Origin of the sequence: Microbacterium sp. LWO14-1.2 (genome assembly GCF_038397715.1) — a bacterium.
Taxonomy (GTDB): domain Bacteria; phylum Actinomycetota; class Actinomycetes; order Actinomycetales; family Microbacteriaceae; genus Microbacterium.
Genome location: NZ_CP151633.1, coordinates 1,110,615 through 1,131,111, shown reverse-complemented (window position 1 = coordinate 1,131,111; position 20,497 = coordinate 1,110,615). Strand labels below are relative to the sequence as shown.

The window sequence follows — 20,497 nt, the reverse complement described above, 5'->3', positions numbered from 1 at the left end:
TGTGCGGTGGGGGTGTTCGCAGACATGAGTGCTCCCGGTTCTGTAGTTGGTGAGCCTCACGCTACGAGTTCGGGACGAGAAGGAATATCCCATTGCCTTGGAGCGACACACGCGCTATACCTCGTGGTCAGGCGCCGAGGAGCGGGCCGGGCTGTGGCGCCGACCTCGGCGGAGGGCGTCGATCGTGAAACCACCGACGGCGCACCTGCGACAATGGAGATCCCGTGCCGATCCCGAACCGAGGAGCTCCCGTGCAGTACATCTCCACCCGAGGCGGCATGCAGCCGCTGCCGTACTGCGAGACGCTGCTCGAAGGCCTCGCACCCGACGGCGGTCTCGCCGTGCCCGAGGTGATGCCGACGGTCGACGGGGAGACGCTGGAGCGCTGGCGCGCCCTCACCTACCCGCAGCTGGCGACCGAGGTGCTCGGACTGTTCGCCACCGACATCCCGCGCGAGGATCTCGCCCGGATGACGGCGGCCGCCTACGCGCCGTTCCCCGAGGAGGTCGTGCCGCTCCGCGAGATCGACGGCGGCCTCACGCTGGTCGGACTCTCCGAGGGCCCGACGCTGGCGTTCAAGGACCTCGCCATGCAGTTCCTCGGCCAGGTCGTCGAGTACGCGCTGGAGCGCAAGGGCGCCGTGCTGAACGTGCTCGGTGCGACCTCGGGCGACACCGGATCAGCCGCCGAGCACGCGCTGCGCGGCAAGGACCGCATCTCGGTCTTCATGCTGTCGCCGCAGGGGCGCATGAGCACGTTCCAGCGTGCGCAGATGTTCTCCCTCGACGATGACAACATCCACAACATCGCGATCGACGGCGTCTTCGACGACTGCCAGAACCTCGTCAAGGCACTCGCTGGCGACCTCGACTTCAAGCGGACGCAGCACCTGGGAGCGGTGAACTCGATCAACCTCGCCCGCATCACCGCGCAGGTCGTCTACTACTTCTGGGCGTGGTTGCGGGCGACGGACGCCGGGGGCTGGACCGAGGTGTCGTTCACGGTTCCGTCCGGCAACTTCGGCAACATCCTCTCCGGGTTCTTCGCGAAGGAGATGGGTCTCCCGATCCGCCGCCTCGTGCTGGCCGCGAACGAGAACAACGTGCTCGACGAGTTCTTCCGCACGGGCGTGTACCGTCCGCGGAGCGCCGCGCAGACCCTGGCGACGTCGAGCCCGTCGATGGACATCTCGAAGGCCTCGAACCTCGAGCGGTTCATCTTCGAGCTCGTCGGCCGCGATGCCGCCCGCGTGGTGAGCGCGTGGAACGACCTCGACACGCAGGGCCACTTCGACTTCACCGCCGATCTCGCGCGCTTCGTCGACGAGTACGGCATCGTCAGCGGCACCTCGACGCACGACGATCGGCTCGCGACGATCCGCTCGGTCTACGAGACGTCGGACGACGTGATCGACCCGCACACGGCCGACGGTGTGAAGGTGGCCCGCGAGTACGTCGAGTCGGGTGTCCCCATGCTGGTGCTCGAGACGGCGAAGCCGCAGAAGTTCGCCGACACGATCCGCGAGGCGATCGGCATCAAGCTCGACTACTCGGACGAGCTCCGCGAGATGCTCGACGCCCCGCAGCACGTGACCGAGATGGCCGACGACGAGCAGGCCCTGCGCGCCTTCATCGTGGAGAACGCGCTGCACTGAACGCTGCTGCCTGGCCGCGGCTCCGTCATTCGGGGTCGCCGTGCAGCATCCACGCGATGCCGAAGCGGTCGACGAGCATCCCGAACGTGCCTCCCCACGGCGGGGTGTCGAGCGGCATCGTGACCGTCGCGCCCGCGGACAGCGCGTCCCACACCTCTTGCGTGCGCGCCTGGGTGTTGCCGCTCAGCGAGACCGAGATGCCGGCTGGAGCCTCGTACGTCATCCCGTTCGGTGTGTCCGACGCCATGAGCACGAGGTCGTCATCGGTCGTGAGCTGGGCGTGCATCACGAGGTCCGCCTGGTCCGGGTCCTGCACCATGTCGGGAAACTCCCCGAAGGTGGTGATCTCGAGATCACCCCCGAGCACATCCCGATAGAACTCCATCGCCTGCCGCGCTTCGGTGCGGAACGAGAGATACGGATTCAGGTTCGCCATGACTGCTCCCGGGTCTGTTCGGGCCGGATCGGTCCGGTCTACGAACATCGTCCGCCCGGGTGGCCAGGCGCGCAAGAGCCCCTGCTAGGGCAGAGCCTTGACCGCCGCGGTGAGCACCTGCGGCACGGTGGGCACGCCCTCCGCGCGGAACACCTGCGTTCCCTCCGCATCGCGGATGATGACGGTGGGCGTGAAGCGGATGTCGAGCGCTTCCGCGGCGTCGGGGTCGAGGGCCACGTCGATCTCGGTCACCGTCGCGTCCGGAAGATAACGGGTCGCTTCCGCGAGCACCGCGCGGGTGCGCGCGCAGGCGCCGCAGAACGCGGACGTCACCAGAGTCAGCTCCATGCTCGTCGTCCTCTCACACAGGGGAGAACAGGGTGCCGCCCGCGGCTGTTCCCGATGCAGTCACGCCTGCGCGGTCGCGCGCGGATGCAGGAAACCGGATGCGGCGCCGAGAGCCGCCCCGACCACGGTGTCGACGATGCGCTCGCCGGCCACGCCCATCGAGCCGATGTCGCCGGTGGCAGCCCCCGTGAGGAGGAGCACGAGCGGGGTGATGAAGACGAGCGCGAGCGCGTAGTGGCGTACGACGACGAGTTCGATCGCGAACTGCAGAGCGCCGAGCAGCAGCGCCAGCCACAGCCCGCTCGGGTGCAAGAGGGCGAGCAGCGCATACAGGCCAGCGCCGACGAGCGTGCCCAGCATCCGATGCAGACCCCGCTGCACGGCCGCCCGGCGGGCTGCGGCGATGCCGATCACCGCGACGGCCGACCCGACGATCCAGTAGGTGCGGGCCGGGTCGACGACGAGACCGAGGAGCACGCCGAGCACCGCCACGATGGCGACGCGGAGAAGCAGCAGGCGCGAGTCGGCGTCGAGCGACGGCCCGGGGAGCAGCTCGCGCAGCGGACGCGCACTCTCAGACCGCGCGCGGGGTAGCAGCAGCGGTGCCATCGCCACCGTGTACGAGAAGGCGCACCCGCCGGCGAGGGCGGCCAGGTAGACGAGCGGTGCCACGGGAGAACTGGCGGCGACATGGGCGGAGAGCCCGAACACGAGCACGAAGAACAGAGGGCCCGGCGGCCCCAAGCGGAAACCGAACGACAGCGCGGCGCTGGCGATCGCGACGACCACGACACCGATGCTCACCAGCCAGGGGCTGCCCGACGCGGCGACGCCGAGCGCTGCGCTGGCGATGAGGCCGATGGCGACGAACGGAAGCACGCGTGCCCGGTCGATCGTCGGCGCCGAGCCGGCGAACAGCACCGTGAACGCTCCGGATGCCGCGATGTAGCCGAGTGACGGCTGACCGAGCAGCGTCATGATGGCTATCGGTGTGGCGATTCCCAGTGCGGCCTGTGTGGCGAGGGGCCATCGCGGGCCGCGGGACGGGGCGAAGGCGAACAGGCTCACTCCTCGATTCTCTCGCGTTCCGGAACGAGTCTCCGCCGATACCATGGCCCTCGTGACAGATCCCCGCCCCGGAATCGCCGACCGCCTCTCGCGGATGATCCAGCTTCCGACGGTGTCGGCCGAGCTCGATGCGCGCGGGATGCAGCCCTTCGAGGACTTCGTCGCCCTCCTCCGTGAGCTCTACCCGTTGACGCACGAGGCTCTCACCGTCGAGCGGCACACCGACCTCGGGCTGCTCCTTCACTGGCGGGGACGCGCGGGGCGCCCGGAGGACCCCGTCGTGCTCATGGCGCACTACGACGTGGTGCCGGTCGACGAGAGCGACGCCTGGACCCACCCGCCCTTCGCCGGTGTCGTCGCCGACGGTGTCGTCTACGGGCGCGGCGCACTCGACGACAAGGGGCCCCTCATCGTCGTGCTCGAAGCCGTCGAGAACCTCCTCGCCGACGGGTTCACCCCTGCTCGAGACGTCTACCTCTCGTTCGGCGGCAACGAGGAGACCTTCGGTCGCGCGGCGGAGGAGATCGCCCGCGTGCTCCGCGACCGCGGCATCGTCCCGTGGCTCGTCGTCGACGAGGGAGGTGCGGTCGTCGACGCCCCGCTGCCCTTCGTGCCCGGTCGCGCCGCGATGATCGGTGTCGGCGAGAAGGGTGTCATGACGCTCAGGCTCTCTGCCCGCGGCGACGGCGGCCATGCTTCGGCGCCGCCGGCACTGACGGCCGTGCGCCGTGTCGCGAGAGCGGTGGACCGCCTCGGGCCGACGACCTTCCGGCCGCGGGTCTCGACGGCGATCGTGCGGATGCTGACCCGGTTCGCCGCCGAGACGCCGGGCGCCGCCCGGCACCTGCTGCGGCTGCTGGGCTCTGCGCCCTGGCTGACGGGGCGGGTGTTCGCGGCGCTCGGAGGAGAAGCCGCGGCTCTCGTGCGCACCACTGTGGCGCCGACCATGCAGTCCGGCGGCACGGCCGCGAACGTCCTGCCCTCGCAGGCGTCGGCGACCGTGAACCTCCGTATCGCGCTGGGGGAGACGACGCAGCAGACCGTGCTGAGGGTGCGCCGCCGCATCCGCGATCCGCTCGTCACGGTCACGGTGGTCGACGCCAGCGAGCCCTCGCCCGAGTCGGCGGTCGACAACGCGCAGTTCGCTCTGCTCGCCGACGCGCTCGCCGTGTCCCACCCCGGCATCCCCGCCGTGCCGTACGTGATGATGGCGGCGACCGACTCCCGGCACTTCCACCGCTTCGCCCCGGCCGTCTATCGTTTCGCGCCGCTGGAGATGTCGAACACGCAGCGGGCCTCGATCCACGGGGTCGACGAGCACGTCGAGATCGCGGCTCTCGAGCGCGGCGAGCGCTTCCATCGCGCGCTGCTCGAACGGCTAGGGTGATCTCACCCGTCCCCGGACGCTCCCGCGACCGGACCCGCCTTGTCACCGAGGAGTCGCGATGACGCGCACCCGCACCCTGGGCACTCTGGCCTCCGTCGTCGGCTTCCTCGCCTTCGTCGAGTTCACCAGCGGTGTGCTGCAGGGGTACTACACCCCGATGCTCAGCGACATCGCGCGGCACCTCGGCATCCATGACGCCGACGTCAACTGGCTCGAGGGCACGCAGCTGATGCTGTCGGCGCTCGTCGTGCCGGCGTTCGCGAAGCTCGGCGACATGGTCGGCCACAAGCGGATGCTGCTGATCTCCACCGCGCTGACCGCTGCCGCCGCGATGGTGCTGCCGTTCACCGATTCGTTCGCCGTGTTCCTCATCGGGTGGACGCTGATGGGCTTCTACGTCGTGTGGCTGCCGCTCGAGATCGCGCTGATCTGGTCGCGTGCCCGTCGTCTGGAGGGCCGCGCCTCGATCACCGCGAAGGCCGCAGGACTCCTGGTCGCCGCACTCGAGGCGGGGGCCATCATCGGAGCGCTCGCCGGTGGCGCGCTCATCGATGTGCTCCCGCTCACCGTCGTGCTGCTCATTCCCGCGCTGCTCATCGTGGTGTGCTTCTTCGTCATCCTGTTCGGGGTGACCGAGTCGCCGGAACCGGTCGGCGGCGTCTTCGACACCGTCGGCGTGATCCTCATCTCGCTGGCGCTCATCTGCTTCACGGGGGGACTCAGCCTGCTGCGGCTGGAGGGCGGCCTCGTCAACCCGCTGTCGTGGGGCGTGGTGCTGCTCGGCATCCTGCTCGTGATCCCGTTCGTGCTGTGGGAGCTCCGCACCGACGACCCGCTGATCGACGTGCGCATGTTCCGCTCGCCGGCTCTCGGACCGGTCTTCCTCACCGCAGGACTCTTCGGCGTCAGCGTGCTGGGTGCCCAGGCACCTCTGTCGACGTTCGCGCGGACCGATCCGGACATGTACGGGTACGGCCTCGGAACCACGGGATTCGCCACCTCTCTGATCATCGGCATCTACCTGATCGGCATGATTGTCGGCGCCCTGCTGTTCCCGGTGATCGCCCGTGCGCTCACCCCGCGCATCACGCTCATGGGCGCCTCGGTGCTCGTCGGCGTCGGATTCCTCCTGTTCCTGCCGTTCCACGCCGCGTACATGCAGGTGGTCGCGAACATGATCGTCGTCGGTCTCGGGTCGGGAGCGCTGGTGGCGGCGCTGCCCGCTGCGGCGGCGTCGGCCGCTCCCGCGACACAGACCGGCGTCGCCACGGGGCTCACCAACTCCGTCAAGACCGTCGGCGGCGCGATCGCGTCGTGCGTGTTCGGAATCGCCCTCCTGGGCGGCGCCACCGGCGCGGTCGAGGGCACAGCCGGATCGTTCGCCGGTTACGTGACGGTGTGGGTCGTGTGCGGCGTGACCGCCCTCGCGGCAGCCGTACTGCTCGCTTTCGTGCCGAAGACCGCTTTCACCGACAGGACGGATGCCGAGGCTGCCGCCGCGCCCGTGCTCTGAAGGGGTGGACGACGTCGCCCGTCGTCCACCCCTCCGTTCAGTCGCCCTTCACATTCACGAGCTGCCGCAGCGTGTGCCGGATCGAGACCAGGCTCGCCGCATCCGCCATCACCCGGTCGATCGGCTTATAGGCCTGCGGGATCTCGTCGACGAACGCGTCGGTGTCGCGGAACTCGATGCCCGTCATCGCCTCGCGCAGCTGCTCGTGGGAGAAGGTGCGCCGGGCCGCTGACCGTGAGTACTCGCGGCCTGCGCCGTGCGGCGAGGAGTTCAACGACTGCGGATCCCCGAGGCCCTCGACGACATACGACGCGGTTCCCATCGATCCGGGGATGAGGCCAGGCCGACCGAGGTCGGCCTGGATCGCTCCCTTCCGAGACACCCAGACCTGCTTGCCGTAGTGCTTCTCCGACTCGGTGAAGTTGTGGTGGCAGTTGATCCTCTCCTGCTCCTGCACCGGCGAGCCGAGGAACTCCGAGACCTGGCGGATCACGCGGTCCATCATCTCCTCCCGGTTCAGCAGGGCGAAGCGCTGAGCCCACCGCAGTTCCCTGATGTACCGGGTGAACTCGGGCGTGCCCTCGACGAGGTAGGCCAGGTCGGGGTCGGGGAGATCGATCCACCACTGTCTCGCGAGGCGCTGCGCGACGCCGATGTGGTGGCCGGCGATCCGGTTGCCCACTCCCCGCGATCCCGAGTGCAGGAACAGCCACACGCGGTCGAGTTCGTCCACCGAGACCTCGATGAAGTGGTTGCCGGATCCGAGCGTGCCGAGCTGCAGGCGCCAGTTCCCGGCGTACGTCGCAGGGTCGAACCCGTTCTTCTCGGCGAGCTGCTCGAGCTCGGCGACCCGGGGCTCGGCGGTCGCGACGATCTTGCGGTTGTAGCGACCGGCGGACAGCGGGATGGCGCGTTCGATCTGCTCCCGCAGCTCGGCGAGGTCGCGACTGTCGAGGTCGCTTCTCGTGAACGCGGTGCGGACGGCGATCATGCCGCATCCGATGTCGACGCCGACGGCGGCGGGGATGATCGCGCCGAGCGTCGGGATGACCGAGCCGACCGTCGCCCCCTTTCCGAGGTGAGCGTCCGGCATCAGCGCCAGGTGCGGGTGGATGAACGGCATGCGAGCCGTGGTGTGCGCCTGATCGAGCGTCTTCTCGTCGATCAGAGACGCCCACGACAGCAGCCGTGCGGAGAGCCTCTCCATGATTCCTTTCCTTGTGAGGTGTCCAGTCACAGGTCAGGGGTCTCCCACACGGAAAACGCCCCGGACCTGACGGTGCGGGGCGTTGCGAGAGCGGATGCTGTCACACGGCGCGCGCCGGAGGGTACGACTCGTAGCGGTCATCGTGCTTCTGCTGAAACAACGACACCGCTGCGATGGGAAGATTCCGCAGAGCGGTCATCCGGCGTCTCCTCGGCTGGCGTGCTGGGCCGATCGGCGCAGCTTTGCCACAGTAGGGGACGACACGCCCGGGCGTCAAATGTCCGGTACCGGTGTCACTCGCGATCGAGACCGAACGTGCGCTTCACGAGGGCCTGCACATCGCGATCGATGCCGTCGATGCGGGTGACCAGGACGTCGATGCGGCTGTCGACCACCTCCCGATCAGGCGAGTCTGACGTGGGGCCGGCGCAACGGATTCCGAGATTCCACGAGCCGTGGACAAGCCGCGAGATCGGCTGTCGGTGCAGAGGAAGTGCGCGCGTCAGCCCGCCCTCGGCGGGTCGTGCGTGAACTCGATGCGCCCGGTCCGTCAGCCCGCCGCGTCGGTGTCAGTGGGGTGCGTGGTACTCAGCTTCGCCGTGCTTCCAGTAGCCCTTGACAACCGCGTTCCGGGCGTCGACGCCCCAGCGTTCCAACAGAGCGCGCCCGGGCTTCACGACCGACTGCTCGGCGGCGACGAAGACGAACGGGTCGGAGCCGACGGCATCCGCCTCGGTCAGCCCGTCGAGGAAGGCGATCAGGGCCGAACCGGATGCGGCAGCTCCGCGGTGGAGCCACTCGACTTCGACCGGTGCGTCGATGTCGATCTCCCGCCCGGCCGAGACGGTCTCGATGACGATGCGCGCCGGCGTCGTGTCGGGGATGAGCGCGGAGAAGCGACGGATCGCCGGGATGGCCGTCTCGTCGCCGACGAGGAACCATGAACCGGGCTGTCCGTCGATCACAGCGGAGCCGCGAGGGCCGCCCACGCCGATGGAGGAGCCGAGCGGCGCGGTCGCGGCCCAGGGTGCGGCTATGCCGGTGTCGCCGTGGACGGCGAACTCGATGTCGAGCCAGTCGTCTCCCCATGCGAGCGGCGTGTATTCGCGACTCGGCGCGGCGCGCATCTCCTCGACGGATCCCACAGGACCCGCGGGGAAGAACAGGCGCATGTGGTCGTCGGAACCGAGTGAGGCGAAGCCGTCGAGATCGCTGCCGGTCACTCGCACACGCACGTAGTCGGGGGCGAGCCACTCACGAGAGGACAGGGTGACGGTGCGGAACCGCAGGTCGAGCCCGCGGCGCTCGATCGAGAAGCCGGATTGCGTGTCGCTCATAAAGTAAGGCTAACCTATCTTCGAAGGAGTTAGGCCAGCCTTACTCCGCCCATTCCGCGCCGCTCGTGCGCGACGCCCAGCAGAACAGGAGCCTCTCCATGTCCATGCCCAGAACGCTCTCCGCAGCATCCTTCGGTCTCGTCGCCGTGCTCGCACTCGGCGGCTGCGCCGCCTCCGCCGACGCCCCTGACGCCGCGGAGACGACGGCGGCCGACGACTACTATCCCGTCACCGTCACCGACATGGCCGGCAACGAGGTCACGATCGAGAGCGCGGACAGCGTCGCGATCACGGACAACCGCTTCTTCCAGCTGGCCGCCGACTGGGATCTCCCCGTCACGGTCGCGCCGCTCGACCTGTTCAGTCCCGAGAACCCCCTCAAGGACTCCTCGGACATCCTGAACATCGGACTCCACACCGAGCCCGATTTCGAGCAGATCGTCGCGGCGGATCCCGATCTCGTCATCAACGGCTACCGCTTCAGCAGCGAGGAGAGGGCACAGGGCGTGAAGGATGCCGCGCCCGATGCGGCGTTCGTCGAGATGACCGGGCCGGAGGACCAGTCGGCCGACGAGTACGTCGTCGACAGCATCACGCTCATGGGTGAGATCTTCAACCGCACGGCCGAGGCGGAGGAGCTCATCGGTCGGTTCCACACCGCGCTCGATGATGCCAAGGCCGCCTACGACTCCGAGAAGACCGTCATGGGCCTCGTCACGTCCGGCGGCGAGATCAACTACTCGAACCCGAAGGACGGGCGCGGAGCGAGCATCTTCTTCGATCTGGTCGGGATGACGCCGGCGCTCGACGCCGAGGGTTCCGCCGACCACACCGGCGACAACGTGTCTCTCGAGGCCCTCGCGCAGGCGAACGCCGACTACCTGCTCGTGCTCGACCGCGATGCGGCTGTGTCGGAGGAGGGGCAGACGGTGGTTCCGGCGCGGGAGCTCATCACGGGGTCGGCCGCCCTCGCGAACGTTCCCGCCGTGCGCAACGAGGCGATCTCGGTCATGCCGGCCGATTACTACCTGACGGAGGACGTGTTCGCGTACATCGCGGTCCTCGACGGGCTCACCGAGCTGTTCGAGTCCGCCTGACGCGCTGATTCCGACCGCGCGCTGCCACCGTGCCCCAGGCGTGGTGGCAGCGCCCTGTCCGGAGGGAAACCTTGACTTCGACGACACCCGCCGAGCCCGCACCTCGCCGCATCACGAACGTCGACGCGGTGGCGGGAGCGTCCGTGCGGGGGCGGCGACGCTCGCGCTGGGGGCGCATGTGGCCGCTGCTGCTCGCCCTCGTCCTGACGGCCGGGCTCATCGGCCTCTCGCTCTTCACGGGCGTCGCCGACATCACGGCCCCCGACGGCGACGGCGGCGAGTTCCTGTGGATCACGCGTATCCCGCGCACCGCGTCGCTCGTGCTGGCGGGGGCGAGCATGGCCATGGCCGGTCTGGTCATGCAGCTCATGACCCAGAACCGCTTCGTCGAACCGACGACGGTGGGCACGACGGAGTGGGCGGGACTCGGCCTCCTCGTCACGTACATCCTGCTGCCGGAATCCGGGATCGTCGGGAAGATGGCGGTGGCGATCGTCTTCGCATTCGCCGGCACATTGGTGTTCTTCGTCTTCCTGCGTCGGGTCACGCTGAAGTCCTCGCTGATCGTGCCCATCGTCGGCATCATGTTCGGCGCCGTGGTGAGCGCGATCTCGACGTTCCTCGCCCTGCGCTTCAACCTCCTCCAGGTGATCGGGGGATGGTTCCTGGGGCGCTTCACCGGCATCGAGGTCGGCCGCTACGAACCGCTCTGGATCGTGCTGGGAGTCTCGATCATGGTGTGGATCGCCGCCGACCGATTCACCGTCGCCGGGCTCGGCCGCGACATCGCGACGAACGTCGGCCTCCACTACGAGCGCGTCGTGCTGCTGGGGGTGGGACTGGTCGCCATGACGACCGGCGTCGTGACGGTGGTCGTCGGCGCCCTGCCCTTCCTCGGCCTCATCGTCCCCAACCTCGTGGCGATGGTGCGCGGAGACGATCTCCGCTCGAATCTGCCGTGGGTTTTCCTCACCGGGATCTGGATCGTCACGCTCTGCGATCTGATCGGACGGACGATCATCATGCCGTTCGAGGTCCCCATCTCGCTCGTGCTCGGCGTCGTCGGCTCCGCCGTCTTCATCGCGATGCTCCTGCGCACGAGGAGGATCCGTGTCAGCTGACCTCGGCATCCGTCCGTCCGCGAGGACCACGCGATCCTTCGCCGACCCCGCGCACCGCCGGCGGTACCGGTTCGCCCTCGCGGCGCTGATCGTGGGCGCGGTCGTCATCACCGCTCTCCTGCTGTGCTGGGACAACCCGTACGTGCCCTTCAGCGAGCGGTGGCTGCGGATCTCTCGGATGCGCGTCTCGGGTGTGCTCGTCGTCGCAGTCGTCACCTTCTGCCAGGCTTTCGCGACCGTCGCGTTCCAGACCGCCACGAACAACCGCATCATCACTCCGTCGATCATGGGGTTCGAGTCGCTGTACGTCCTCATTCAGACCGCGATCGTCTTCTTCTTCGGCGTCGCGGGGGTCTCGGGCTTCGATCCGTTCACCCGCTTCCTGCTGCAGTCCGCGCTCATGGTGGTGTTCGCGGTGCTTCTGTACTCATGGCTGCTGTCCGGGCGCTTCGGGAATCTGCACGTGATGCTGCTGATCGGGATCATCCTCGGCACGGGGATGGGCGCGCTGTCGACCTTCCTGCAGCAGATGCTCGACCCCAACGAGTTCGACGTGCTCGCGGCGCGGCTCTTCGGCAGCATCACGAACGCGAACACCGACTTCCTCTGGTTCGTCGTCCCGGTCTGCGCCGCCGTCGGAGGGACGATCTGGATGCTGTCGAAGCGCCTCGACCTCATCGGGCTCGGCCGCGACATCAGCACGAACCTGGGTCTGAACCACAAGCGTCAGGTCATGCTCGTGCTCACCCTGGTCGCGGTCCTGTCGGCGATGAGCGCCTCGTTGTTCGGCCCGATGACGTTCCTCGGGTTCCTCGTCGCGACGCTCGCCTACGCGATCGCCGACACCTACGATCACCGGCTCCTGCTTCCGATGGCCTGGCTCCTGGGGTACGTCGCGCTCGGGCTCGCCTACTTTCTTCTCAAGCACGTGTTCACTCTGGTCAGCGCGGCGACGATCATCGTCGAACTGATCGGGGGGCTCGTCTTCCTCGTCGTGATCCTCCGAAAGGGGCGGCTGTGATCAGCATCCGCGAACTCGTCCACCGCTACGGCAGCGACACCGAGATCGGACCGCTCACGCTCGACCTGCCCTCCGGCGGAATCGTCGCGCTGATCGGTCCGAACGGGGCGGGGAAATCGACGCTGCTGACCATGATCGGGCGGCTTCTCGTCCCCGACGACGGTCGGGTCGAGATCGCCGGGCTCGACGTCCAGCGCACGCCCTCGAAGCAGATCGCGAAGATCGTCTCGATCCTCCGACAGGAGAATCATTTCGTGACGCGGCTCACCGTGCGTCAGCTCGTCGGCTTCGGACGCTACCCGCACTCCGGCGGACGTCTCACGCAGCTCGACGAGGACAGGATCTCGGAGGCGATCGACTTCCTCGGTCTGACCGACCTCGAGCAGCGCTTCATCGACGAGCTGTCGGGCGGCCAACGGCAGCGCGCGTACGTCGCCATGGTGCTCGCGCAGGACACGGAGTTCGTGCTGCTCGACGAACCGCTCAACAACCTCGACATGAAGCACGCGGTGCAGATGATGAAGCACCTCCGGCGGGCCGCCGAGGAGCTCGGACGCACGATCGTCATCGTGCTGCACGACATCAACTTCGCGGGGCACTACGCCGACCGCATCTGCGCCATGAAGGACGGGGCGATCGTCGAGTTCGGCACCCCGGCCGAGATCATGACCGACGAGGTTCTCACCCGGGTGTTCGACACTCCGGTGCGGGTGGTCGACGGGCCGGCCGGGCCGCTCGCCGTGTACTACTGACCGGTGCGGTCGGCAGAGGTCAGAGCTCTATGCCGTGATCCTCGTCGTTCACACCGGCGTTGCGACCGCGCCGCGACTCGTAGCCGAGGAACCAGCCCAGCCAGATGATCGCCGCGAGCAGGATGCCGAGCCACACGTTCTGGAAGACGAGACCGATCACGACGCCGGCGACGAGCAGACCGACGGTGACGGAGACGCGGAGTGCGGTGCGTGACATGGTCTCAGCCTAGAGCCGCCGCGGGTCGTGCAGGGATCAGTGCCGGCGGTGGTCGGCCGGGGTGAGCCGGGGGCCTCGGCGCGGTTCGCTGACGCCGCTCGCGAAGATGAGGCGGATCACGCGCTGTCGGTGGCCGGCCCAGGGGGCGAGGAGCTCGAGCATCCCGTCGTCGTCGGTGCGGTGGCCGGTGAGGGCGTGGCCGACCTCGTGAGCGAGGTGGTAGTCGCCGACGCTCACGGCGTCGGAGTCGCCCAGCGCGCGGAGTCGGGTCTCGGCGGAGGTCCACACTCCGATCCCGGGGAGGCTCGTGAGCACCCGATCGCGGTCGTCGCCGGTCGTCGCGGAGAGGAAGGCGCGGGAGACGGAGTCGGCACGCGCGGCGGCTCTCACGATCGTCTTCGACTGCGGGGGCTGGACGCCGGCGCGGTGCCACTCCCACGACGGGATGCGATGCCACTCGGATGCCGTGGGCGCGGCGTACAGGGGGCGAGGAGTGGGGCCGGGAGCCCGGTGGCCGAACTTCGTGACGAGCAGACGCCAGGCGCGGAACGCCTCCAGACCGGTGACCTTCTGCTCGAGGATGGCGCAGGCCAGGGCGTCGAACACCTCGCCGGTCCTCGCGAGGCGGATGCCAGGAGACCGCCGAGCGACCTCTGCGATGAAGGGGTGGTGGGAGGGGTCGAATCCGGTGGGGTCGTCGTCTGCGCCGCACAGGGCGGGCACGGTATCGAGCGCCTCGTCGGCGCCGGCGCCCCACGCGCTCGCTCTGATCTCGTCGCCGACGGCGCGGAGAGCGAGCGTGGCTGCTCCGTGCGAGGTGCGCACCGCGCGCCAGATGACGGCGCCGTCGAACACCATGGTGGGATCGCCCGGGCCGCGACGCAGCATGCCCACCGTGCGCCGGACGTCGACGTGGTGTCCCGGCCGGTAGACCGATTCCCGACGAGGGGCGGCTGCCGCCTCGGCGGCTGCGGCGTCCTGCGTCAGGGTCATGCGCCCACCCTACGCGGCGGGCCTGACACCGGGATCAGAAGCGGTCGGGCGACGGCGTTCCATGGCCGTAGCGGATGACGACGTCCGCGTGGCGGTCGAAGCGGTAGCCGATGCCGCGCACCGTGCGCACGATGTCCTCGTAGCGGCCGAGCTTCGCGCGGAGACGACGCACGTGCACGTCGATGGTCCGCTCGCCGGGGGTCTCGTCGTCCTGCGCCTGCCACAGAGCCGACACGAGCTCGCTGCGCTCGATCGTGCGTCCCTCGCGGAGCACGAGGTACTGCAGCAGCTCGAACTCCTTGTACGTGAAGGCGGCGGATTCGCCGTCGATGAGGACGCGCTTGCGGGAGATGTCGACGACGACGCCGCCCTCTTCGTCAGTGGTCTCCTCTTCGGCGGCCGCCTTGGTGCGGGCGATCGCGCCGGGCTCGTGCAGCGCGAGGCGCACGACGTCGAGGTCGCGTCCGCCGGATCCGTGCGGGGCGAGCGCCACGGTGGCGTGGGTCTCGGCGCCGGGTGCGAGCTCGGCGAGGGTACGGCGCAGGGCGTCGACGAGGAGCGGGAGGCTCACGCCGGCTTCGGCGGCCTTGATCTCGTCGAGTCCGACGTACAGGGCGAAGCCGCGCGGGGAGCGGACGGCGGGCAGATCGGCGGCGAGCGGTGCCGAGGCGGCGGGGGCCGGGGCGGCAGCGGTGGAGGGACGCTCGAGAAGTGCGGTGTTCGACATGATGATGAAGTCGCTCTCAGGACGTGAGCCGAAGGGGCTCTGATGCGTTGCATGAATGACCGGGCGAGCCGGAGGAGCGAGCAAGGGTGGATGCTCGGAGACCCGGACCTCGCAGATCGCGAAAGGTCAGGTCAGACGGAGTGGCTGTTCGTTCAGCGACACATTCGGCAACACATGCCAACGCGACCGGGCATCATCATCCCGGCAGTCCCGTTCGCCTCCTGGGCGGACAAAGGGCTTGCGTTGGTAGTCATGGGAGGGATTATGTCCGAAGAAGTCCGCGTATGTCAAAACGAGCCCCGGCAGGGGTGGCGGGCGTAACGTGGAGGCGTGACCAGCTCGACACTCGCCTCCGGTTTCATCCTCACCGATGAGAAGGACGCCTCTCGGTACACGCTGACGCGCGACGGCAAGCTCGTGAGCGTGCTCGACTACCGTGACGACGGCCGCACCATCGCTCTCACGAGAGCCTTCACGATCCCGACTTTCCGGGGCCACGGCTATGCCGGGACTGTCGTCGAGGGGGCCGTCGCCGACATCGAGTCGCGCGGCGATCGCAAGGTCGACGCGGTGTGCTGGTACGTCGCCGACTGGTTCTCCGCGCACCCCGAGCACGCCGGACTCCTGCGCTCCCGATGAACGTTCCGTCGTGTGACGCCGTGTTACACGACCGCCCCCTGCGAGGATGAAGCCATGAGACTCGCAGAGGCACTCACCGCCAGAGCCGACCTGCAGCGCCGCATCGAGCAGCTGCGCGCCCGCATCACCGCCAACGCGCGATACCAGGAGGGCGAGGAGCCGGCCGAAGACGCCTCGGCACTCCTCGTCGAGGCCGACGAGGCGCTCGACCGGTTGCGCGACCTGATCCGTCGCATCAACGCCACGAACGCCCGGCTCGACCTCGGTGCGGACGGCACTATGACCGACGCCCTCGCCGCACGCGACGTGCTGCGGCTGCAGCACTCCCTTCTCACGGATGCCGCAGCCGCGGCGTCCGGCGCATCGTCGCCGGGCTTCCGGCAGATGCGCTCCGAACTGCGCCAGCTCGCCGCACTGCCCGTCGCGACACTGCGGGTCCGTGCCGACGACACCGCGCGCGACCTGCGGGAGCTGGACAACCGGATCCAGCAGGCGAACTGGACCAGCGACCTGGAGGAGTAGAGCGGAAGTCGGTAGTCACGACGGGGCGGGCACATCCCCAGCCGGAGGGGCAAGTCCGGCACCTGTGGGCGGAGGGCAGCCCGTGCATCGCATCGCGCAGCCCCGCACGTCGCACAGGTGATCGTGCATCGCGCACCACGCATCACCGCGTGCCGACCGTCGTGACGAGGGTGGGTCAGGGGACCTTCCGCGCTCTCCACCGCGCCGGAACGGCGGTCGTTCCGCGCTGTCGGCGGCACGCCTCTGAACGAATGTCGGTGGGGGTTCGTACCGTGTGAGTATGCGCATCCTGCACACCTCCGACTGGCACATCGGCCGCACGTTCCATGGCAACTCCACCATGGATGCACTGGCCGAGGTGCTCGGAGCGCTCACGGAGCAGGTGCGCGAGCATGCGGTCGACGTCGTCGTGATCGCGGGAGACGTCTTCGACTCCGCGACCCCGGCCGGCGCGGCCTACACCCTGCTCAGCGACGCGCTCGTCGCCCTGAGTGAGACGGGCGCGCGCGTGATCGTCACGAGCGGCAATCACGACTCGGCCGCACGACTGGGTTTCCAGGCGCGGCTGCTGCGCGACGGCATCCATGTGCTCACCGACCCGCGCGCGATCGGCACGCCCATCACCGTGGAAGACGAGCACGGGCCGGTGCGGTTCTTCGGCATCCCGTACCTCGAGCCGGCGGTCGTCCGCCAGCACTGGCCGGATGTCGAGCTGCGCACGCAGGCGCAGACCGTCGCTCACGCGATGGACCTCGTCCGCAGCGGCATGCGGGACCACCCCGGCCGCTCCGTCGCGATCTCCCACTGCTTCTCTGCGGGAGTCGACGCCACCGTCGGGCTCGAGCGCGAAGTGCGTCAGGGCGGTCTCGACGTCGTTCCACTCGCGGTGTTCGACGGTCCCGACTACGTGGCGCTCGGTCACATCCACGGACGCCAGCAGGTCAGCGAGCGGGTGCGGTATTCGGGAGCACCGCTGCACTACAGCTTCGGCGAGCAGAGCAAGCCGCGCGGGTCGTGGCTCGTCGACCTCGACGTTGACGGCCTCGCCACGGTGGCATGGCTCGATCTGCCCGTGCCTCGCCCGCTGGTGACCCTCACCGGTACGCTCGACGAGATCCTCTCGACCGCGAACGTCGAGGCGCATGCCGAGCATTGGGTGTCTGCGGTGTACACCGATGCTGTCGCTCAGACGGAGCCGATGCGTCGTCTGCGAGAGCATTTCCCGTACTGCGCCATGGTCCAGCATCAGCCGGCCGAAGGCGGCGATCAGACGCCGCGCACCTATGTCGACAGGTTGCGCGGAGCGGTATCCGATGTCGAACGCATCGATGCCTTCCTCGAGCATGTCCGCGCGGGGCACGGACCCACGGATCGCGAGCGCGAGCTGATTCGCGAGGTCCTCGACGACCGCGTGCGCGCTGACGCGCTGATCTGAGGCGGAGACTCCTGGTGCAGCTCCATCGGCTCGAGGTCGAAGGGTTCGGTCCCTTCCGCGAACGCCAGATCGTCGACTTCGACGCATTCGCCGACGACGGCATCTTCCTGATCGAGGGTCGGACCGGTGCCGGGAAGTCGAGCATCCTCGACGCCGTGTGCTTCGGGCTCTACGGCGGTGTCCCCCGCTACGAGAGCGGAGACAAGCGCCTGCGCAGCGACCACTGCGAACCCGACGACGTCACCGAGGTCGTCGTCGAATTCAGCACGCCCGCCGGTCGGTATCGGGTGCGGCGCTCGCCCGAGTACGAGAGGCCCAAGAAGCGCGGCGGTGGCATGACCGTTCAGGCCTCCTCCGTCCAACTCGACGCCCTCGTCGCGGGTGAGTGGATCGGTCTCGCCGCCAAAGAGCGAGAGGCGGCGTACGAGCTCGACGACATCCTGCAGTTGAGTCGCGAGCAGTTCCTTCAGGTCATCCTCCTCGCTCAGAACCGCTTCTCGGAGTTCCTTCTGGCCGGCAGCCGCGAGCGGCAGGCGCTGCTGCGGAGGCTGTTCGGCACCGAGCGTTTCGAAGACGTGCAGGCCCGGTTCGACGAGCGTCGACGGGCTGCCGAGCAGGAGCTCGCCTCGGGGCTCGCCGTCGTGGCGGCGAGACTCGACGAGGCCGAGCGGCTCGTCGAGAACGCCGGGCTCCTGACCGAGGACCGCGAAGCCGTCGAGGGCGGGTCGCCGCGCGGCGAAGGAACGCACGCCGCCGCCGCCCTCACGACCGAGCAGCGGCTCGACGAACTGGCCCTCGCCCGTGCACGAGCGGACTATCGCGCGGAGCGTCGGGCCGCGGAGCGGGACGATGCCGCGACGCGGTCGGCTGCCGCCGATGCGACGCTGAGTACCGCCAGGGAGGAGCGCCGAGCGCAGCAGGAGCGCGACCGTGCCAGGCAGGCGCTCGCACGCCTCGAGGAAGCCGAGCCGCAGATCGTCGCAGCGCGCGAGGAGCTGTCGCGAGCGCGAGAAGCAGAGACCCTGCGGACGATGATCGTTGCGGCGGCGCGCGCGGACGCGGCGCTCGTCCAGGCGGTCGAGGAGCACGCGCGGGCGCAGCGCGACTGGGACGCTCATGACGTCGACGCCGAGGACCTCTCCGCGTGGGCGTCCGAGCGAACCAGAGAGACCGGGGCCTGGAGGCGCGCAGACGAGCTCGAGCGGTCGGCGTCGGCACGCGAATCCGAACTGCGCGAGGCGGCGGAGGGCGTCACCGGCGCCGCGGATCGACTCGCAGCGGTCGACGCAGAAGGCGAGACCCTTCCCGTCCGACTCGACGAGACGACCCGTGAGCGCGACGCTCTCCGTCGCATCGCCGACCGATCTGACGACCTCGCCACGGCCCTGCAAGCAGCGACGGGGCGTGTGGCGGCCGCGCACGACGTCGTGCGGCTGGAGGCGGAGAGCGCGGCGGCTGAGCAGGATCTGGTCGCGGCGAGCTCGGTGCTCGCAGAGAGGCAGACAGAGCTCGCGCGTCTGCGGCAGCGTCGTCTCGACGGGTTCGCGGGTGAGCTCGCGAGCGCTCTTGTCGACGGCGGGGCCTGCCCGGTGTGCGGTGCGCATGAGCATCCGGCTCCGGCCGACCACACCGATCCCGTATCCGCCGACGACATCGTCGCCGCGGAAGCACGACGCGACGACGCCGTCGACGTCGAGCGGTCGGCCGCCGAGAAGGTGGCGTCGCTGCGCGTCGAGCTGGCGGCAGCGAGCAGTCGCGCCGACGGGAGAGACGTCCGCGCCGCGACTGACGAGCTGACCCGAGCGACAGACGAGCACGCTCAGAGTCTCGCCGCCGCCGAACAGGTGACCGCTCTCGACCGACGCGCCGCCGAGCTGTCGGCGCGCATCGCCGGACTGCAGAGCGACCGCGAATCGGCGGCCGCAGCGCTCGCGGCCGCACGCGAGACCCACGCGATCGTCGAGCAGAGGGAGATCGAGGCGGCGTCCGCGGTGGCGGAGGCTCGCGGAGCCTTCCCCTCGGTCGCCGAGCGGATCACCGCGGCGGAGCGCGAGGTCACCGACGCGCGCACGCTCATCGAGGCGACCGATGAACGAGCGCGCCGCGCTGACGCCGCGGCATCGGCCGCCCGGGAGCTGAGCACAGCGCTCGACGCCTCCGCGTTCGACGACGCGGACGCCGCCGAGGCCGCACTTCGCTCACCTCTCGTACAGGCCGAGCTCGAAGCACGCATCTCCCACCACGCCGTCGAGCGTGAGAAAGAACGGGCGATCCTCCTCGACCTCGAACTCCGGACTCTGCCCGAGGAGCCGATCGACCTCGATCCGATCGAGCAGCGTTCCGCCGAGGCGAGGTCGCTGTGGTCGACGGCCGTGGCCGACGCGGAGCGCGCTGCTGCGCTCGCCGAGCAACTGGGATCGCTCATCGGCTCCGCGTCCGCGGCTCACGCGGAGAGTGCCGCGGGCGCCGCCGACTTCGAGGTGCTGCGAGGGCTCGCCGACGCTCTCGCAGGTCGCGGCGCCAACACGCGCAAGATGACCCTCGAGACCTTCGTGCTGGCCGCCGAGCTCGAAGAGATCGTCGAGGCGGCCAATCGCCGTCTGGCCGACATGTCCACCGGACGGTATCAGCTGCGCCACTCCGACGCCCTCGCCGCACGCGGTGCCGCCTCCGGCCTCGGCATCGTCGTGTTCGACGCCTACACGGGCCAGACGCGTCCCGCGCAATCGCTGTCCGGTGGAGAGACGTTCCTCAGCTCGCTCGCGCTCGCGCTCGGACTCGCCGAGGTCGTGACGGCGCGAGCCGGCGGCATCCGTCTCGACACACTGTTCATCGACGAGGGCTTCGGATCGCTCGACGGCGACACGCTCGACGTGGCCATGCGCACCCTCGACGAGCTGCGCCAGGGCGGCCGGACGGTCGGTGTCATCAGTCACGTCGAAGCGATGAAGGAGCAGATCCCGGCTCAGCTGTCGGTGCGGGCCACGCCGAACGGTCCGAGCGTCATCGAGACGCGCTGAGC

At 69.3% G+C, this 20,497-nt stretch carries 19 protein-coding genes; 11 read left to right on the top strand and 8 right to left on the bottom strand.

Going from position 1 to position 20,497, the window contains the following annotated elements; translation table 11 throughout:
* Positions 1 to 251 precede the first annotated feature (251 nt).
* Positions 252 to 1,655 carry a threonine synthase gene (gene thrC / locus MRBLWO14_RS05530; protein WP_341935455.1) on the top strand — a complete coding sequence of 468 codons (1,404 nt, stop codon included), beginning with the start codon at positions 252 to 254 and terminating at the stop codon, positions 1,653 to 1,655.
* Positions 1,656 to 1,680: 25 nt separating this feature from the next.
* On the opposite strand, the gene MRBLWO14_RS05525 is transcribed toward thrC, so the two are convergent.
* The 3 genes from MRBLWO14_RS05525 to MRBLWO14_RS05515 all read right to left on the bottom strand — a co-directional run bounded on the left by MRBLWO14_RS05525 (position 1,681) and on the right by MRBLWO14_RS05515 (position 3,507).
* Positions 1,681 to 2,091: a VOC family protein gene (locus MRBLWO14_RS05525; protein ID WP_341935454.1), complete on the bottom strand. Its 411-nt coding sequence runs from the start codon at positions 2,089 to 2,091 to the stop codon at positions 1,681 to 1,683.
* An 84-nt stretch (positions 2,092 to 2,175) separates the two neighbouring features.
* Positions 2,176 to 2,439 carry a thioredoxin family protein gene (locus MRBLWO14_RS05520; protein ID WP_341935453.1) on the bottom strand — a complete coding sequence of 88 codons (264 nt, stop codon included), beginning with the start codon at positions 2,437 to 2,439 and terminating at the stop codon, positions 2,176 to 2,178.
* 60 nt (positions 2,440 to 2,499) lie between these two features.
* Positions 2,500 to 3,507 (bottom strand): FUSC family protein, encoded by a 1,008-nt coding sequence (locus tag MRBLWO14_RS05515; protein ID WP_341935451.1) that lies wholly within the window; start codon positions 3,505 to 3,507, stop codon positions 2,500 to 2,502.
* 43 nt (positions 3,508 to 3,550) lie between these two features.
* On the opposite strand from MRBLWO14_RS05515, the gene MRBLWO14_RS05510 reads away from it, so the two are divergent.
* Positions 3,551 to 4,894, top strand: a complete 1,344-nt coding sequence (locus tag MRBLWO14_RS05510) for a M20/M25/M40 family metallo-hydrolase (RefSeq protein WP_341935450.1) — start codon at positions 3,551 to 3,553, stop codon at positions 4,892 to 4,894.
* Positions 4,895 to 4,952: 58 nt separating this feature from the next.
* Positions 4,953 to 6,407, top strand: coding sequence for an MFS transporter (locus tag MRBLWO14_RS05505; protein ID WP_341935449.1), 1,455 nt, complete (start codon positions 4,953 to 4,955; stop codon positions 6,405 to 6,407).
* 37 nt (positions 6,408 to 6,444) lie between these two features.
* On the opposite strand, the gene MRBLWO14_RS05500 is transcribed toward MRBLWO14_RS05505, so the two are convergent.
* Both MRBLWO14_RS05500 and MRBLWO14_RS05495 read right to left on the bottom strand, forming a co-directional pair.
* Complete coding sequence (locus MRBLWO14_RS05500) at positions 6,445 to 7,614, bottom strand: RtcB family protein (RefSeq protein WP_341935448.1); 1,170 nt, start codon at positions 7,612 to 7,614, stop codon at positions 6,445 to 6,447.
* 569 nt (positions 7,615 to 8,183) lie between these two features.
* Positions 8,184 to 8,951: a siderophore-interacting protein gene (locus MRBLWO14_RS05495; protein WP_341935447.1), complete on the bottom strand. Its 768-nt coding sequence runs from the start codon at positions 8,949 to 8,951 to the stop codon at positions 8,184 to 8,186.
* Positions 8,952 to 9,049: 98 nt separating this feature from the next.
* Between MRBLWO14_RS05495 and MRBLWO14_RS05490 the strand changes: the two genes are divergently transcribed.
* From MRBLWO14_RS05490 to MRBLWO14_RS05475, 4 genes are all read left to right on the top strand, one after another.
* Positions 9,050 to 10,048 (top strand): ABC transporter substrate-binding protein, encoded by a 999-nt coding sequence (locus MRBLWO14_RS05490; protein ID WP_341935446.1) that lies wholly within the window; start codon positions 9,050 to 9,052, stop codon positions 10,046 to 10,048.
* Positions 10,049 to 10,224: 176 nt separating this feature from the next.
* Positions 10,225 to 11,169 carry an iron chelate uptake ABC transporter family permease subunit gene (locus MRBLWO14_RS05485; RefSeq protein ID WP_341936168.1) on the top strand — a complete coding sequence of 315 codons (945 nt, stop codon included), beginning with the start codon at positions 10,225 to 10,227 and terminating at the stop codon, positions 11,167 to 11,169.
* Entirely contained in the window at positions 11,159 to 12,190 is a 1,032-nt protein-coding gene (locus MRBLWO14_RS05480; RefSeq protein ID WP_341935445.1) for an iron chelate uptake ABC transporter family permease subunit, read from the top strand. The genes MRBLWO14_RS05485 and MRBLWO14_RS05480 overlap by 11 nt, the downstream gene beginning before the upstream one ends.
* Positions 12,187 to 12,942 (top strand): ATP-binding cassette domain-containing protein, encoded by a 756-nt coding sequence (locus tag MRBLWO14_RS05475; protein WP_341935444.1) that lies wholly within the window; start codon positions 12,187 to 12,189, stop codon positions 12,940 to 12,942. The genes MRBLWO14_RS05480 and MRBLWO14_RS05475 overlap by 4 nt, the downstream gene beginning before the upstream one ends.
* 19 nt (positions 12,943 to 12,961) lie before the next feature.
* Here the strand turns inward: MRBLWO14_RS05475 and MRBLWO14_RS05470 are convergent, their stop codons facing one another.
* From MRBLWO14_RS05470 to MRBLWO14_RS05460, 3 genes are read right to left on the bottom strand one after another with little or no spacing between them, the layout of a single operon-like run.
* Positions 12,962 to 13,159: a hypothetical protein gene (locus tag MRBLWO14_RS05470; protein WP_341935443.1), complete on the bottom strand. Its 198-nt coding sequence runs from the start codon at positions 13,157 to 13,159 to the stop codon at positions 12,962 to 12,964.
* A gap of 36 nt (positions 13,160 to 13,195) precedes the next feature.
* Positions 13,196 to 14,152 (bottom strand): DNA-3-methyladenine glycosylase 2 family protein, encoded by a 957-nt coding sequence (locus MRBLWO14_RS05465; RefSeq protein WP_341935442.1) that lies wholly within the window; start codon positions 14,150 to 14,152, stop codon positions 13,196 to 13,198.
* Positions 14,153 to 14,186: 34 nt separating this feature from the next.
* Positions 14,187 to 14,879: a winged helix-turn-helix domain-containing protein gene (locus tag MRBLWO14_RS05460; RefSeq protein WP_251589026.1), complete on the bottom strand. Its 693-nt coding sequence runs from the start codon at positions 14,877 to 14,879 to the stop codon at positions 14,187 to 14,189.
* Positions 14,880 to 15,209: 330 nt separating this feature from the next.
* Here MRBLWO14_RS05460 and MRBLWO14_RS05455 point away from each other — a divergent pair, with 330 nt between their 5' ends.
* From MRBLWO14_RS05455 to MRBLWO14_RS05440, 4 genes are all read left to right on the top strand, one after another.
* Positions 15,210 to 15,518 (top strand): GNAT family N-acetyltransferase, encoded by a 309-nt coding sequence (locus MRBLWO14_RS05455; RefSeq protein WP_341935441.1) that lies wholly within the window; start codon positions 15,210 to 15,212, stop codon positions 15,516 to 15,518.
* 54 nt (positions 15,519 to 15,572) lie between these two features.
* Complete coding sequence (locus MRBLWO14_RS05450; RefSeq protein ID WP_341935440.1) at positions 15,573 to 16,040, top strand: DIP1984 family protein; 468 nt, start codon at positions 15,573 to 15,575, stop codon at positions 16,038 to 16,040.
* 280 nt (positions 16,041 to 16,320) lie between these two features.
* A complete protein-coding gene (locus MRBLWO14_RS05445; protein WP_341935439.1) occupies positions 16,321 to 17,475 on the top strand; it encodes an exonuclease SbcCD subunit D in 1,155 nt (384 codons plus the stop codon).
* A 14-nt stretch (positions 17,476 to 17,489) separates the two neighbouring features.
* Complete coding sequence (locus tag MRBLWO14_RS05440) at positions 17,490 to 20,495, top strand: SMC family ATPase (RefSeq protein ID WP_341935438.1); 3,006 nt, start codon at positions 17,490 to 17,492, stop codon at positions 20,493 to 20,495.
* Positions 20,496 to 20,497: the final 2 nt, after the last annotated feature.

Bases quoted from the DNA above. Each gene is read 5' to 3' on its own strand.
- MRBLWO14_RS05525 (WP_341935454.1), bottom strand. From the start codon at position 2,091: ATGGCGAACCTGAATCCGTATCTCTCGTTCCGCACCGAAGCGCGGCAG.
- MRBLWO14_RS05520 (WP_341935453.1), bottom strand. From the start codon at position 2,439: ATGGAGCTGACTCTGGTGACGTCCGCGTTCTGCGGCGCCTGCGCGCGC.
- MRBLWO14_RS05510 (WP_341935450.1), top strand. From the start codon at position 3,551: ATGGCCCTCGTGACAGATCCCCGCCCCGGAATCGCCGACCGCCTCTCG.
- MRBLWO14_RS05505 (WP_341935449.1), top strand. From the start codon at position 4,953: ATGACGCGCACCCGCACCCTGGGCACTCTGGCCTCCGTCGTCGGCTTC.
- MRBLWO14_RS05500 (WP_341935448.1), bottom strand. From the start codon at position 7,614: ATGGAGAGGCTCTCCGCACGGCTGCTGTCGTGGGCGTCTCTGATCGAC.
- MRBLWO14_RS05495 (WP_341935447.1), bottom strand. From the start codon at position 8,951: ATGAGCGACACGCAATCCGGCTTCTCGATCGAGCGCCGCGGGCTCGAC.
- MRBLWO14_RS05490 (WP_341935446.1), top strand. From the start codon at position 9,050: ATGTCCATGCCCAGAACGCTCTCCGCAGCATCCTTCGGTCTCGTCGCC.
- MRBLWO14_RS05485 (WP_341936168.1), top strand. From the start codon at position 10,225: ATGTGGCCGCTGCTGCTCGCCCTCGTCCTGACGGCCGGGCTCATCGGC.
- MRBLWO14_RS05470 (WP_341935443.1), bottom strand. From the start codon at position 13,159: ATGTCACGCACCGCACTCCGCGTCTCCGTCACCGTCGGTCTGCTCGTC.
- MRBLWO14_RS05465 (WP_341935442.1), bottom strand. From the start codon at position 14,152: ATGACCCTGACGCAGGACGCCGCAGCCGCCGAGGCGGCAGCCGCCCCT.
- MRBLWO14_RS05460 (WP_251589026.1), bottom strand. From the start codon at position 14,879: ATGTCGAACACCGCACTTCTCGAGCGTCCCTCCACCGCTGCCGCCCCG.
- MRBLWO14_RS05450 (WP_341935440.1), top strand. From the start codon at position 15,573: ATGAGACTCGCAGAGGCACTCACCGCCAGAGCCGACCTGCAGCGCCGC.
- MRBLWO14_RS05445 (WP_341935439.1), top strand. From the start codon at position 16,321: ATGCGCATCCTGCACACCTCCGACTGGCACATCGGCCGCACGTTCCAT.